Genomic DNA, 14,604 nt, shown 5'->3' with positions numbered 1-14,604 from the left:
TCCGCACCCCAAAGCGGACAGTGTGCTGCACGGCCAAGGTGGTTTTCTTCCAGTCTGTTCACTGTCGCGCCTGATCTCACGATAAATAAGCACGGAGACAGCAAACCAATGGGCGACCGCATTGCCATCACTCCCGGATGCAGCACGGTGTTTCCAGGACAGTCAAACCACCGCTGCGCTGAATGACTCGGGTCGTCGCGCCAGCAGGTGAGACAGCCGTTGAAGGCCCGCCTGCAAGCGTCCACGGTCCTTGATGCACCCCAAAGAAATCCGAATTGCATTCACGGAGACGCTGCCAGTTGCGAATGCCTCCGCCGGCGTGACTGCGATGCCGGAGCTAGCGGCTGCACGCGCAAGCTGCAAGGAGTTCCAATACGCCGGCAACTCGAGCCAGACATGCAGGCCGTCTCCAAAGCCGCTGTACCGCCCCGCCAGAATATCCCGAGCCATCCGGTGGCGCAGGCGCGCCTCCTTGCGTACGCCCTCCATCAATCCGTCGGCCGAACCGTCGAGTATCCACTGCGTGGCCAGTGCGGCAGTCAGCGGAGCGACCATCAGCGCAAATGATCTTAGCGCGACCAGGAAGCGTTCGCGTTCGTGCGGGTCGCGTATCAGCACGAAGGCGACACGCAAGCCAGGCGTCAGGCATTTCGACAGGGTTGAGATGTAGACCACCTGTTCCGGGGCAAACGTGGCAATAGGTGGTGGCGGGGCATCGGCAAGGAGCCAGTAGGGATCGTCCTCGACGATGCGTACATTGCAGCGCTTCGCGATGCTGGCGAGCTCACTGCGCCGGCCTTCCGGCATGGTGATGGCAGTCGGGTTCTGTAATGTCGGATTGAGGTAGACCAGCCCAGGCTTGTGCTGGCGGCACGCTTCCTCAAGCATCTCAGGCACCATCCCATGCCTGTCCGCTTCCACCGCAATGATGTGCCGGCCGAATTGGGTCGCTGCGGCACGCAAGCCGGGATAACTGCTTGGCTCTGCCAGGATAACGTCGCCAGGCTCCGTCAGCGCAAGGATCAATGCGGCGATCGCCGCTTGCGCACCCGGACAGACGACAACCTGTTGAGAATCCAGATGTCCAAACATCGGTGCCAGCCATTTGGCTCCAGCCTTGCGGTCGGAGTCGCTTCCCCCGCCCAAATGGTAAGTCATCAGCAATTCATTGTCTGCCCTCATCAAGACCTGGGACAAACCTTGTTTCAACATGTCGTCGAAGTCCACGCCATCCGGCGGTGGCGGCGTATTCATGCTCAGGTCGAGGATAGCGGTCAATTCGACCTTCGGCGCCGCGACATAAGTGCCTCGCGCGCCGCGGCCTTCCAGCAAGTTGCGGCGCCTGGCTTCGTCATATGCGCGCGTGATCGTCGTCAGGTCGACGTCCAGCTGTGCTGCCAACTGGCGCTGCGTAGGCAGGCGGTCACCGGGTGTCAAAGATCCGTCTGCCACCGCCGCTTGCAACGCATCGGCAATCTGCAAAAAGCGTGGCCCTCTGTTCCCGGCCAAGCGCGGCATCCAGATAGGTAAATGTTCATCTTGTATGGTTTTCAACTGGGACATTTTGTCTCAATGTATGGAAATTGTTTTTAAGTAGTATGCATCAGAGCGTGCAGTAACACCATCCTTGCATGGCAGTTGCTGACGTTTTCTCCTCTCTCATCTGCATTCGGCAAATCACTACGCTCGATGCCATTGTTATTTCATAGCTAGATATAATGAAAGATTCAAACAGGATGCCTGTGGGATGGTTTGAACAGAAGCTGCGGAAGCAGCGTTTTGAGGTAGTGCTCCTCACGATGGATAGTGTCAAGTAATAGACTGGAAATACTCAAAATGATAGATTGGACCCCTATAGTCTTCGTTACGTTCAAGGCTCTCGTGCTCAGCATTGGCATGTTCTTCGCCATCAAGTGGCATTACGATCAAGGCAAGAAGGATAAGGATAAGGCGAAGCAGAATCGCGCGGTGCTGCGCGCAAGCAGCAAGGTGGTCGGAGTCTTCGTGCTATCGCTCCTGGCCCTGGGGATCGTCACCTTTGTTGTTGTCAGTATGGTCGGTTTGGACATGACTCTCCCCTGAGGGTAAAGAATCGTCGGCCGATATCCAGTGATGCGGCAGCAATTCGCCGATGCGGCTCGGGCAGCATCGGCAGGCGGCTCAGAGCTCGCCTCGGCCCATCAGCATCGCTGCGGGCCTATTCATCGGCAAGCCATGAGGCTTTGCATTGAGGTGCTTCATGGCCCTTGCTCCGGGCATTGGCAAATTGCCGCTGGAATGCGTTGGCGTTGTATTTTCTGAGCGGGTCTGCTCGGTGGCATTGGGTTGGCGCGGTCTATCTTCACCACACACCATGCGAGATCAAGTTGAGGTCGCCCCTGACCGTAGGCCCCCACACCGATTCAAGACGCATACGTCGCTGCGGCACAGTAGCGCTTCCCCTTCGACCGCTCAAGCGGCGGTTTCTGTGGCTAATCATTGCGTAATGACCAGCTGTTTCTATCGGGAATAATCGGTATTGTTCGGAACGAACAGGCAAGAAAAAAGCCACTAAATCCTTGATTTTATTGGATTTAATGGCTTTATCGGTACTTCTTCGATTTGTTCTGTGGTGCCGGGAGCCGGAATCGAACCGGCACGCTGTTTCCAGCGCGGGATTTTGAGTCCCGTGCGTCTACCTATTCCGCCATCCCGGCAACGCGAGACGCATTATCACTGATTTGTCACAATCTGGCAAGTTTTATGCTTGGCGTGTGTTTTACATGAGCATTGAGCATCCTTGAACGTGCCGGTTCCAGCACAGGAAGCGGAGTGCCGCGCCTGAGCAGCCGCCTTATCGTGTCCCTTCATTACCTGGATGGATATCCCATGCAACAACTGGAAAGCATCCGCGTGTATGCCTTGTTGCCGGGAGGGGCAGATACGCCGACGGGGCGCGCGGTGGCTGCCACGCCCTAGGGGGGCGGGCTTGCATGCATTGAAGCGCCTGGTCTCGCCGGACGCAATCGCCCGCTCGGCGCTGTACCTGGCTTCCGATGCGTCCAGCTTCACCACCGCACGGCGCTGCTGGCCGATGGCGGGGTATCCGTCGTGCGCGCGCAAGAGATACGTAATGCGGCGCCGGAAACGCCGACGGCCCGGGGATGAGCCGGGCCGTCGGTGTCTTGCAGCTTGCGCTACATCAAGCTCAGTTGTGAACCGAGTTCAGCTGACGCGCGATGATGTCGTGGTTAAGCCAGACGACGGGCGCTTGCGGCTCCGACATGGCGTGGAACATCAACGGGCCCGTGCCTTCCAGCACCAGCGAGCTCAGGTGGTCCGTGATCAGTTCCTTGCGGTCCTTGTGCAGCTTGGTAATGTCGTCCGAGGTGCCAATCATGACTTCGGCCAGCTCTGGCGTGTTGTCCATCGGCCAGGCAGCGAAGTTGCGGAACTGCACGCTGGTGGCGTCGCCGTTGTAGGTGGCGATACGGTCGAGCAAGTCTTGCAGCGAGACACCGTCTTCCAGCAATCCCTGGCAGATTTTCCATTGCTCTTCGGCCCAGGCGCTGCCGCCTTCTTTTTTCAGCGCGTCGAGCAGGGGGAACAGCGACAGTTCCACGCCGACAAAAATGTCGGACGAATTCGTGCGGATTTCCGGGCAATTGAAGACGGTGGCCTTGATGCCTTTTTCCCACGCGGCCTTGGCCACGTTTTCCAGGCGCATCTTGGCCAGGCCTTGCGTATAGTTGCTATACGTTTGCCATTGGTACTTGCCGTCGATCAAGATCTCGGTGCCGTGGTAGCCGTAGGCGCTGTAGCGCACCTGGCCGCCCGTTTGCTCGATGCGGGCGCGGATGGCGGCGCTGCCGTCGATCAGGTGCTGCAGGGTGTTGGCCGTGACTTCGTCGAAGTTCATCAGGATCAACTTGCCCAGGTCGCTGTCGAGCAAGGCGCGCGAGGACATGAAGCGCTCGCCGCGGCCCTTGTAGATGCGGTTGGCGATCGCCAGGAAGACTTTGACTTTGGGAATGCCGCCAGCCATGGTGTGGGCGAAATACACATTGCTGCCGTCAGGAATCAGGCTGTCCAGCTCGGCCATGGCTTTCGCCACGGAAGCGCTGAAGCGGGCGATGCCTGCTTCGCGGCAGCGTTCGATCTGCGCCCAGTCCAGCTTGTCTTCTTGCCAGCTTTTCAGGGTCATGTCGGCTAGCAGGGCCGTCGGCGTCGGTTCGCCGGCTGGCGCGTCGAGGTCGAAACCGGCCATCAGCGGCACATTGATGATGCGGCCGCCCAGGTTGGCTTCGGCTTCCGCCAGCTCTTCCGCGTTCAATGGGCGCAGCGCCATGTTTTCATCGCGGCGGCCGACCGTCATGCCGACGATATTCATGCCCGCCTTGCGCGCTTCGTCCAGCAAGCCATTCACATAGCCGCGGCCGAACAGCTCGCCGAACAGCACAAAGGTGTCGCCCTTGCGGAAGATATTTTTTTGCGGGATGTCTCTTAAGGACGTAATCTCGGTCATGGTGTCAATTCATTCAAAAATTAGCAGGGCAGATGGCTAGTGCTGCTGCCCGCTGGTTCAACATGGTTGTAAATTATGCGCCATTTCAGCTGGGAAAATCATGTTGCGAACGATTCTCGTCTGGAGCGGCATCTTCTTCTGCGGTGGAGCTCTTATTCTTTCGCCATGGCGTATTTTACGCTGCCGCGACGCGCAGCGCCCGCGGACTGGCCTGGCAGGCGCCGATATTACCTCAGCTTGGCCGTGCCGGTCAGTAAAATTGACCTAAAACAAATCCTGCTGGCCCGACACGAGGCGCGAAAAGTCGTCGCCCAGGAAGGGCAGTATCGCGTCGGCCACCGGCTGCAGCTGGCGCGTCAGGTAATGGTGGTAATCGATGGGCGAGCGCTGCGTTTCCAGCGGTTCCGGCCCGGCCACCGTGATCACATAACTGATCCAGCCGCCATTCTGGTATTGCAGCGGCCGGCCCTGCGCCAGGTTGTAGGCGTCGGCCGTGCGCGCCGCGCGTACATGGGGCGGCACGTTGCGCTGGTAGTCGTCGAGGGGGCGGCGCAAGCGCTTGCGATAGACCAATAAAGCGTCGCATTCGCCGCGCACGGTGCGCGCCACGTAGTCGCGCACATAGTCCTGGTAGGCGGCGCGCTGGAAGATGCGCCGGTATAACTCTTGCTGGAATTGCTGCGCCAGCGGCGTCCAGTCGCTACGCACCGTTTCCAGGCCCTTGTAGACCATCTCTTCGCTACCGTCGGGCTTGCCCACCAGGCCCGCGTAGCGCTTCTTGCTGCCTTCTTCCGAGCCGCGGATGGTGGGCATCAGGAAACGCCGGTAATGCGTCTCGAATTCCAGCTCCAGCGCATTGTCCAGGCCGAATTCCTCGCGCAGGTGCCGCTCCCACCAGGCATTCACGTGCGTCACCAGCGCGCGGCCGATCTTGCCAGCCTCTTCGTCGCTATGCGCCGTTTTCAGCCACACAAAGGTGGAATCCGTGTCGCCATAGATGACCTGGTAGCCCTGTTCGGTGATCAGCTCGCGCGTGCGGTGCATGATGTCGTGGCCGCGCAGGGTGATCGACGAGGCCAGGCGCGGGTCGAAGAAGCGGCAGCCGCTGGACCCCAGCACGCCGTAAAACGCGTTCATGATGATCTTTAGCGCTTGCGACAGCGGCGCATTGCGTTCGCGCTTGGCCGCCTCGCGCCCTTGCCACACCTGTTGCACGATGGCGGGCAGGCAATGTTTCACGCGCGAAAATTGCGCGCCCCGGTAGCCCGGCACGGTATCGGCTTCGTCGCCGCTCGTGCCCACCACCAGGCCCACGGGGTCGATCAGAAAAGTGCGGATGATGGACGGGTACAGGCTTTTGTAGTCGAGCACCAGCACGGAGTCGTACAGCCCCGACTGGGAATCCATGACGAAGCCGCCCGGGCTGTTTTCGCCGGACACATCGCCCAGGTTGGGCGCCACGTAGCCCTGCCGGTGCATCAGTGGCAGGTACAGGTGCTCGAAGGCGGCCACGGAGCCGCCGCTGCGGTCTGCTGCCAGGCCCGTCACGCTGGCCCGTTCCAGGAGAAAGGTCAGCAACTCGGTTTTCGCGAAGATGCGCGTGACCAGTTCGCAATCCTTGAGGTTGTAGCGCGCCAGCGCAGGTTTATCCTCGCGGAAACGCCGGTCGATCTCGGCCATGCGCTGATAGGGATTGTCGATGGACTTGCCTTCGCCCAGGAGCGTCTGCGCCACGTTTTCCAGGCTGAACGAAGAGAAATTCCACGTCGCCGACTTCAAGGCTTCGATGCCGTCGATGATCAGCCGTCCCGCCGCAGCGGCAAAATAGTGTTCCTGCTTGCCGCCATGCTCGCGCCATTCCATGACGGCGCCGCCGCGTCCCAGCCGCAAGGGAATTTGATAGCGCTCGGCATGTACCTTGAGCACGCGCAAGTCGAACTGCACCAGGTTCCAGCCGATGATGGCGTCCGGATCGTGGCGTTCCATCCAGGTGTTCAGGCGCTCGAGGATCTGTGCGCGGCTGTCGCAGTATTCGAGGTCGAAATCGAGTGTCTCGTCGCCGCCGTTTTGCGGCCCCAGCATGTAGACCTGGCGCTGGCCGCAGCCTTCCAGCGCCAGCGAATACAGCTCGCCATGCGCCGTCGTCTCGATATCGAGCGACACCAGTTTCAAGGTGGGGCGGTAGCCGGGCGCCGGCTTGAGCTGCACTTCCTGCAGTGTTTCTCCCTTGAACGATACCGGCGCCGTGATGAAGCGCTCCATCAGATAGCGCTCGGGCGGGCGGATGTCGGCTTCGTACACATCGACGCCGTGGGCGCGCAGCTGCTTTTCCAGCTTCAGCAAATGCCGGTATTGCTTGCAGTACAAGCCCAGTACGGGGCGGTGGTGGAAATCGCTCAGCGACAGGGGCCGCAGCTCTGCATGGCGCTCGCCGCGCAGCAGCAGTTCCGCCTGCTCGCGCTGCTCCATGGGAATAAAGGCGACCGCCGTCTGCACGGGCAGGCGCACTTGGCGGGGGCCTGCATCCGTTGCCAGCCAGAAATCGACCTCGGTGCCGGCGCTGGTATCGCGCCAGTGGCGGGTCAGGATAAAGCCCTGTGCGGGAGGGAGTACTGTGCTGTCCATGCCTTCGTGTCCGTGTCGTGCCCGGATAATGTGGCACCGGCCTGCACATTACAGCAAGCCGGTGCAGGGCGGGGGTGGTTGGGGCTATAATTTTCAGCATCGAAGACGATAACAAGAGCGCGTCGCGCCATTACCCTGGAGACAGCATGCAAGCAATGAGTTATGTACATGGCGCCCACGAGACACCGTTGATCGGCGAAACGATAGGCGCTTACCTGGACGCCATCGCCGCCCGCTATGGCCAGCACGATGCCCTGATCGTGGCGCACCAGAACGTGCGCTGGACGTATCTGGAATTCCAGCAGCGCGTGCACCGCCTGGCCGCCGGCTTGCTGAAGCTGGGCTTGCAGCCGGGCGACCGGGTCGGCATCTGGTCGCAGAATTGCGCCGAATGGGTGCTGACCCAGTTCGCCACGGCGAAAGCCGGCTTGATCATGGTCAACATCAACCCCGCCTACCGGCGTTCGGAACTCGAATACGTGCTCGACAAGGTGCAGTGCAGCGCGCTGATCCTGTCGCCCAGCTTCAAGTCCAGCGATTACCTGGCCATCGTGCAGGACGTAGTGCCTGAGATCGCCCGTTCGCGCGCGGGCGCCCTGCAGTCGCCGCGCCTGCCCCAGTTGCGCCACGTCATCCGCCTGGGCGCGGCCGCCACACCGGGCATGCATAACTTCGATGCCTTGATGGAGGGCATCTCCGACGCCGACCTGGCGCACCTGGAAGAAGTCAGCGCTACCTTGCAGTTTGATGACGCCGTCAACATTCAGTTCACGTCCGGCACCACGGGCGCGCCGAAAGGTGCCACCCTGACGCACCACAATATCCTCAATAACGGTTTTTTCATCGGTGAAGCCATGCGCCTCACGCAACAGGACCGGCTGTGCATCCCCGTGCCCCTGTACCACTGTTTCGGCATGGTGCTGGGCAACCTCGCATGCGTCACGCATGGCGCGGCCATGGTGTTTCCGGGTGAAGGCTTCGACCCGAAGGCCGTGCTGGAAACCGTGCAGGCCGAGCGTTGCACGGGTTTACATGGCGTGCCGACCATGTTCATCGCCATCCTCGATCATCCTGACTTCAAGCAATACGATTTGTCGAACTTGCGCACCGGCATCATGGCCGGCTCGCCCTGCCCGATGGAAGTCATGACGAGGGTCATCGAACTGATGCACATGGCGGAAATTACCATCGCGTATGGCATGACGGAAACGTCGCCCGTCAGCTTCCAGACATCGATCGAAGACCCGCGCGAAATGCGCGTGTCCTCGATTGGCCGCGTCCACCCGCACCTGGAAGTGAAAATCATCGATGCGGAAGGGCGCATCGTGCCGCGCGGCGAGAAGGGCGAATTGCTTACGCGCGGTTATTCCGTGATGCAGGGCTACTGGGGCGACCCGGAAAAAACAAACGAAGCCATCGATACGGCGCGCTGGATGCACACGGGCGACCTGGCCGTCATCGACGAGAACGGCTTTTGCAGCATCGTCGGCCGCTCGAAAGACATGGTCATCCGTGGCGGCGAAAACATCTATCCGCGCGAGGTCGAGGAATTCCTGTACCGCCACCCGAGCGTGCTCGACGTGCAATGCGTGGGCGTGCCGGACGCCAAGTATGGCGAGGAGTTGTGCGCCTGCATCATTCTGCGTCCGGGCACGCAGGCCACCAGCGAGGATATCCGCGCCTTTTGCGACGGGCAGATCGCCTATTACAAGATTCCCCGCTATGTGCGCTTCGTCGAGGAATTTCCCATGACGGTGACGGGCAAGATCCAGAAATATTTGTTGCGCAAGCAAGTCGCCACGGACCTGGGTCTGAGCGCGGAATAATCGTTTCGCCAGTACATAAAAAAAACACCGGGACGCTTGCGCGGCCCGGTGTTTTGCATGGATTCAGCGTGAAGCTCAGGCCAGTTGCGCTTGCGGCGCGCGCGCTGGCGTGCGGCGGCGCATGAATGCCAGCAAGCCCAGGCCTGCCAGCAGCATGGCGTAGGTGCCTGGCTCTGGTACGGCCGATACGTTCACCGTGTTGAAGCCGGCGCCGTTCATCGAGACGTGGCCATAATTGATCGAGCTGACCGAATTGGCGATCAGGGTGCCGTTCAGGCTGCCCGAACCGGAAAACGCGCTGTTCGGCGCCAGGATGCTGCCGTTCACGCCTGCATTGGTCAGGCTGGTGGTGGTGGCATTGGCGAAGTTGAACAGCGTGCGGTCGGCGAAGCTGCCGAAATTGTCGAAGCCGCCACTCATGGTGATGTCGGTGGCCGTGCCGTTGATGATGATGCTGGCCGTGCTTTTCAGCGACGATACGTCCAGGGTCAGGTTATGCAGGTTCGACGCATCGATGTTGAAAATATTGACGTCGGCGTTGATGTCGCCCACCAGCTTGTAGCCGCCCGATTGCGAAAGCACGGTGCCGTTCGATTGCAGCTTGGCCACGTCGCCCGACAGGGTCGTCAGCTGTTGCTGGGCGGCTGCAAAGTCCAGGGTGGAGGCATTGCCCTTGCTGATATTGTCGCGTGGGAACCATTGTGGCGCTGTCAACGTGGCGTTGGGGTTGCTGACGCCATACACGGAGGAACCACCGATGGTGCCCCAGCCCGTGTTCAGGTCGCCGCCAGCAACGATCGCGTTGGTTGCGCTGCCTGGCTTTTTATTCGTGCCAACGTTGTAGTTGTCCAGGTAGATATTGCCGCCAGCGGCAATGCTGCCGCCGACGCTGGTGAAGCCGCTGGCACCGCTGCTGCCGATGTTGCCGAAGATGAAGGCCGAGTAGCCGTTGGCGACGCCGAGGTCAATCACGGTCGCTTGGGCCGAGGCGCTGAAGGAGAAGGCGAACAGGGCGGCGCTGATGAGCGGCAAGGTGCGTGAGGCAAAAAATGTCATAAGTATTTTCGTGGTAATAGGGATGGAAGGGCGGGAAAGCAAGTACACCGCCATCGCGCTGGCCGACATTATAATATAAAAAGCAATTATAGTTCAATTTAGGTAATTGACTATATTTAAAGGCAACATTTTATCGATTATCGACATTGGCCAGGCGGGCAAGAAAAAACCGGGACATGCCCGGTTTTTTCGTGTGTTACCTGACGCGCTGATACAGGCGGAAACGTTCCACATCATCGGTGGGGCGGCGTCCTTCCCACAGCTTGATCCAGTCCGCGCCGTGGTGCTCGGGCAGCTGTTCCTTGCTGTCAGGAACCTTGATGCTGTCTTGTAACAAGAACACATCGCATTGCTGCTGCCCCACGCTGGCAAACGGCAGGTGGCCGTAGTAGGCGAACGAGGCGCGCTGGGCGCCGCCGACGTTGCTGTTGATGCACTTGCTGCCTGGCGGCAGGTGGACGGAAATCTGGTGCGCCACGCTGGCGTAGCTCTTGCTGTAGTTCAGCTCGGGCAAGAACAGCGTCATGATCAGCACCCAGATCAAAATCAGGCCGCCGGACGACAGCACCACGGCGCGCCACAGCACGGCAGGCTGGCGCGAGATGCGCCAGTGCACCAGCGCCACCCAGCCTGCGCTGGCGCTGGCAGCGACGAAGAAGGCCACCAGTTCCAGTTCAGGCTTGAATCCTGGCACCAGTTTCAATGCATTGTAGGCCAGGCGCGGCGGCCACCCCGTCAGGGTGGCGAACCAGAATAGCCACAGGACGAGGCCGCAGATGGTCAGCACCATCACGGAGAACCAGTCGATGGCGTTGATTGCGCCCCGTTTCATGGTCAGCAGGCCGAACGCGGCCATCACGGCCAGTGGCGGCAGCAGGGGCAGCAACTGGCTCGGTTCCGGGTCGGGGTGGAACAGGCCCAGGATGGCCAGCATGGCGACAAAGGTCAGTGGCACGACGATGTGCAGCACATGGTGCTGGCGGCGCCAGGCATACACGGCCCAGGCGGCGAACGGCCAGGCGGGCCAGAAGAACCAGATGCCGACGCGGAAGAAATATTGCAGGCTTTTCAGGCTCGGGGCGCTGAACTGGCGGCTATTCCACTCCATCCATGCCTGCAGCGGCGAATGGCCGTATGGCTGCAGCAGTTCGCCCGGCAGCAGCCAGACCAGGGCCAGTGCGATGGCCACGAGCACGGCCAGTGCCAGGTGGCGTACGCTGCGCAGCAGCGGCAGGCGCAGGAAGACGGTGCACAACAGCATGGCGATGCTCAGCGCCGCCGGCGTGATCCAGCCGCGCGTGAGGGTCAGGCCGCCCAGTGCCAGGCCCAGCAGCGCTGCATTGCGCACGGACGGACCCTCCACATAGCGCACGGCGCGGTACAGCAGGTAGGCCATCAGCGACACATGCAGCGCTTCGGCCGTGATGTCGTGGCTGTGCTGCAGCAAGCCGAGGCAGCCAAGGTAGATGAGCACGGCGGCATCGGCCAGGGTGCGGCCGAAATCGTCAGGCTCGGGCTGGCCGCCGAAGGCCAGACGCAGGGGCTGGGCATCGTTGCGGCGGCCCAGGTTGAAGGCGGTGTACCAGACGGACAGGGTGCTGACGACGAAGATGCCGATGGTCGACATGCGCGCGCCAAAGACGTCGCCATCGATCCAGCCGAGCAGTTTGATGAAAATGGCGCCCAGCCAGAAGGCCAGCGGGCCTTCCTCTGGCGAGGACAAACCGGCCACGTTGGGCCACAGCCAATCGTTCAGGCCGCCATGTGCCATGGTCCACATGATGCCGAAACTGGCGGCATCATCGTTCTTCCACGGTTCGCGGCCGATCAGGCCAGGCAGGATGTACAGCAGGCCGAGCGCAAACAAGGCCCATCGTGGCAGCGCGAGTGTGGCAGCGGCGGGAAGGCGGACTGGCTTCATCGATAGTCGGTATCAGAAAAAAATGGCAAGACGCGACGAATGGCGTCGGGTATGCGCGAGTATAAAGTAAAGCGGCCAAAGACAAAAAAGGCAGCCGTAGCTGCCTTTTCTCTGGTAGCCGAAGCTGCCCTTTTTTGCCGCAAAGCGGCAAAAATCAGCCTGCTGCGACTGCGGTTTTCGAACCAACGGTACCGAACTTCTGACGGAACTTCTCGACGCGACCAGCGGTATCGACGATTTTGTGCTTGCCCGTGAAGAATGGGTGCGATTCAGCCGAAACCTCGATCTTCACCAGTGGGTATTCTTTACCGTCGTGGGTGATTTTTTCGCGGGTTTGGATGGTCGAGCGGGTAACGAATTTGAAATCGCACGACAGATCGTGGAAAACAACTTCGCGGTATTCTGGATGGGTATCGACTTTCATGGTCTTCTCTCTAGTTTGGTAGCCAAACAGCACTTCGTCGGTCGTCCAGCTTCTTGACCCGATTGCCGATCACTTGCCAGGGTTTAAAATAATGCAACCGTCGATTATATAGCGCTTTCGGGTGGACGGCAATAAAAAAGCCGCTCAATGAGCGGCTTTCGCGGGATGATCAACGGAGGGCTGGGGTCAGACCCGACGGGTCTGACCCCTAAAATCAGCCGCCGCGTCTCATCATATCGAAAAACTCTGCGTTGTTCTTCGTGGCTTTCATCTTGTCCAGAATGAACTCCATCGCCTCGATCTCGTCCATCGAGTACAGCAATTTGCGCAGGATCCAGATTTTTTGCAGTTCGTTCGGTTTGATCAGCAGTTCTTCGCGGCGGGTACCCGATTTGTTCAGGTTAATTGCCGGATAGACACGCTTTTCTGCCAGACGGCGTTCCAGATGCACTTCCATGTTGCCGGTACCCTTGAATTCTTCAAAGATCACGTCATCCATGCGCGAACCCGTTTCGATCAGCGCCGTGGCGATGATGGTCAGCGAGCCGCCTTCTTCGATATTGCGCGCGGCGCCGAAGAAGCGTTTTGGACGTTGCAGCGCATTTGCGTCGACACCACCAGTCAATACCTTGCCCGAGGCAGGGATGACGGTGTTGTAGGCGCGCGCCAAACGGGTGATCGAGTCGAGCAGAATCACTACGTCTTTTTTCATTTCGACCAGGCGCTTGGCTTTTTCCAGCACCATTTCGGCCACTTGCACGTGGCGCGTGGCCGGCTCGTCGAAGGTCGAGGCGACGACTTCGCCGCGTACCGAACGTTGCATTTCGGTAACTTCTTCCGGGCGTTCGTCAATCAGCAGCACGATCAGCGTGATATCCGGGTGATTTGCCGTGATCGCATGGGCGATATGCTGCAGGATCACGGATTTGCCGGATTTCGGCGATGCCACCAGCAAGCCGCGCTGGCCTTTGCCGATCGGGGCGATCAGGTCGATGATGCGGCCGGTGATGTTTTCCTGGCCATTCATTTCACGTTCCAGGCGCAGCGGCTCATTCGGGTGCAGCGGCGTCAGGTTTTCAAACAGGATGCGGTGTTTCGACATCTCCGGCGATTCGCCGTTGACCTTGTCGACTTTGACCAATGCGAAATAGCGTTCGCCATCTTTCGGGGTCCGTACCTCGCCCTCGATCGAATCGCCGGTGTGCAGATTGAAGCGGCGGATTTGCGAAGGGGAGATGTAAATGTCGTCGGTGGACGCCATGTAACTGGCGTCAGGCGAGCGCAGGAAGCCGAAGCCGTCTGGCAGCACTTCCAGGGCGCCGTCGCCGAAAATCTGTTCGCCGGACTTGGCGCGTTTTTTCAGGATAGCGAACATCAGCTCCTGTTTGCGCAAGCGGGCTGCGTTGTCAATGTCAAGACCGATCGCCATCTCAAGCAGGGCGGATACGTGTAGGGCCTTTAGTTCGGATAAATGCATATGTGTTGAGTGTCCCGAGACGGGATGTAAAGGTAGGGGAGGGGACTGCGTGGCGTTGATTAATTATTGGGTAGGCTGTGCACGAATGATGGCAAAGCCGTTTCCCGGTCTATCCAGTCAGGCGGCGCTGCGGGCGCAGCGCTGCCTATCATACATTAAATGTTGCTGTCGACGAAAGCGGTCAACTGGCCCTTGGCCATGGCGCCCACTTTTTGAGCAGCTGCGACACCATCCTTGAACAGGATCAGGGTCGGGATGCCGCGGATGCCGAACTTGGCAGGCACTGCCTGGTTCGCGTCCACGTCCATCTTGGCGATCACGATGCGGCCTGCGTATTCCTTGGCTACTTCTTCCAGGATCGGGGCAATAGCCTTGCAGGGACCGCACCACTCAGCCCAGAAGTCCACCAGGACGGGCAAGTCGGATTTCAGGACGTCTGCTTCAAAAGATGCATCGCTAATGTGTTTGATATTTTCGCTCATATTTTCCTCAAATGAGGGTGGGATCAATAATGCCTGGGATTAACCATACGCTGGTTCGCCATCCATGCTTCCTGGAATGCAGCTAGCAGATGGGGGCAATGGGCACAAATTCAATATTCTTGGAAGGTGCGACCAGAGGTATGCAGGCGGGGATGGCTGAAATAATAACCCATTTTTTCAAAGCGTGGCGATTATTGCGGAAAAACTTGAAACATATCGCCACCGCGCGTGCCGGCAGGGCGGCAAAGCCGCATGCCTTCTGGCCCGCAGCGCAGCGCCCGCCCTCCCG

The 14,604-nt window shown here is 59.8% G+C and carries 10 protein-coding genes, 1 tRNA gene and 1 pseudogene; 3 read left to right on the top strand and 9 right to left on the bottom strand.

Annotated features, from left to right (window positions below):
• Positions 1-162 precede the first annotated feature (162 nt).
• A complete protein-coding gene (locus CLU92_RS17265) occupies positions 163-1,563 on the bottom strand; it encodes a PLP-dependent aminotransferase family protein (RefSeq protein WP_180338534.1) in 1,401 nt (466 codons plus the stop codon).
• A gap of 273 nt (positions 1,564-1,836) precedes the next feature.
• On the opposite strand from CLU92_RS17265, the gene CLU92_RS17260 reads away from it, so the two are divergent.
• The gene (locus tag CLU92_RS17260) at positions 1,837-2,082 is read left to right on the top strand and encodes a hypothetical protein (protein WP_101482896.1); all 246 of its coding nucleotides are present in this window, start codon (positions 1,837-1,839) and stop codon (positions 2,080-2,082) included.
• 527 nt (positions 2,083-2,609) lie between these two features.
• On the opposite strand, the gene CLU92_RS17255 is transcribed toward CLU92_RS17260, so the two are convergent.
• Positions 2,610-2,696: transfer RNA gene (locus tag CLU92_RS17255), tRNA-Leu, on the bottom strand.
• Between the two features lie 190 nt (positions 2,697-2,886).
• Here CLU92_RS17255 and CLU92_RS28490 point away from each other — a divergent pair.
• Positions 2,887-3,147: pseudogene (locus CLU92_RS28490) on the top strand (SDR family oxidoreductase); the annotation flags it as partial.
• Between the two features lie 40 nt (positions 3,148-3,187).
• Here CLU92_RS28490 and CLU92_RS17245 read toward each other — a convergent pair.
• Positions 3,188-4,504: a hypothetical protein gene (locus CLU92_RS17245; RefSeq protein WP_101482895.1), complete on the bottom strand. Its 1,317-nt coding sequence runs from the start codon at positions 4,502-4,504 to the stop codon at positions 3,188-3,190.
• Positions 4,505-4,768: 264 nt separating this feature from the next.
• Positions 4,769-7,129: a DNA polymerase II gene (locus tag CLU92_RS17240; RefSeq protein WP_101482894.1), complete on the bottom strand. Its 2,361-nt coding sequence runs from the start codon at positions 7,127-7,129 to the stop codon at positions 4,769-4,771.
• A 146-nt stretch (positions 7,130-7,275) separates the two neighbouring features.
• Here CLU92_RS17240 and CLU92_RS17235 point away from each other — a divergent pair, with 146 nt between their 5' ends.
• A complete protein-coding gene (locus CLU92_RS17235) occupies positions 7,276-8,955 on the top strand; it encodes an AMP-binding protein (RefSeq protein ID WP_101482893.1) in 1,680 nt (559 codons plus the stop codon).
• Positions 8,956-9,030: 75 nt separating this feature from the next.
• Here CLU92_RS17235 and CLU92_RS17230 read toward each other — a convergent pair whose 3' ends face one another.
• The 5 genes from CLU92_RS17230 to trxA all read right to left on the bottom strand — a co-directional run bounded on the left by CLU92_RS17230 (position 9,031) and on the right by trxA (position 14,315).
• On the bottom strand, positions 9,031-10,011 hold the full coding sequence (locus CLU92_RS17230; RefSeq protein WP_101482892.1) for a choice-of-anchor A family protein: 981 nt from the start codon (positions 10,009-10,011) through the stop codon (positions 9,031-9,033).
• A 196-nt stretch (positions 10,012-10,207) separates the two neighbouring features.
• On the bottom strand, positions 10,208-11,932 hold the full coding sequence (locus tag CLU92_RS17225) for a glycosyltransferase family 39 protein (protein ID WP_101482891.1): 1,725 nt from the start codon (positions 11,930-11,932) through the stop codon (positions 10,208-10,210).
• 154 nt (positions 11,933-12,086) lie between these two features.
• Positions 12,087-12,356, bottom strand: coding sequence for a type B 50S ribosomal protein L31 (locus CLU92_RS17220; RefSeq protein WP_010401544.1), 270 nt, complete (start codon positions 12,354-12,356; stop codon positions 12,087-12,089).
• Between the two features lie 214 nt (positions 12,357-12,570).
• Positions 12,571-13,833 carry a transcription termination factor Rho gene (rho, locus tag CLU92_RS17215; RefSeq protein WP_034746249.1) on the bottom strand — a complete coding sequence of 421 codons (1,263 nt, stop codon included), beginning with the start codon at positions 13,831-13,833 and terminating at the stop codon, positions 12,571-12,573.
• A gap of 155 nt (positions 13,834-13,988) precedes the next feature.
• Positions 13,989-14,315, bottom strand: coding sequence for a thioredoxin TrxA (trxA, locus tag CLU92_RS17210; protein ID WP_071075390.1), 327 nt, complete (start codon positions 14,313-14,315; stop codon positions 13,989-13,991).
• Positions 14,316-14,604: the final 289 nt, after the last annotated feature.

The sequence above is a fragment of the Janthinobacterium sp. 61 genome (assembly GCF_002846335.1).
GTDB lineage: Bacteria > Pseudomonadota > Gammaproteobacteria > Burkholderiales > Burkholderiaceae_D > Janthinobacterium.
Note: the sequence above shows the minus strand (reverse complement) of the source record. Positions and strands in the feature narration are given on the sequence as shown.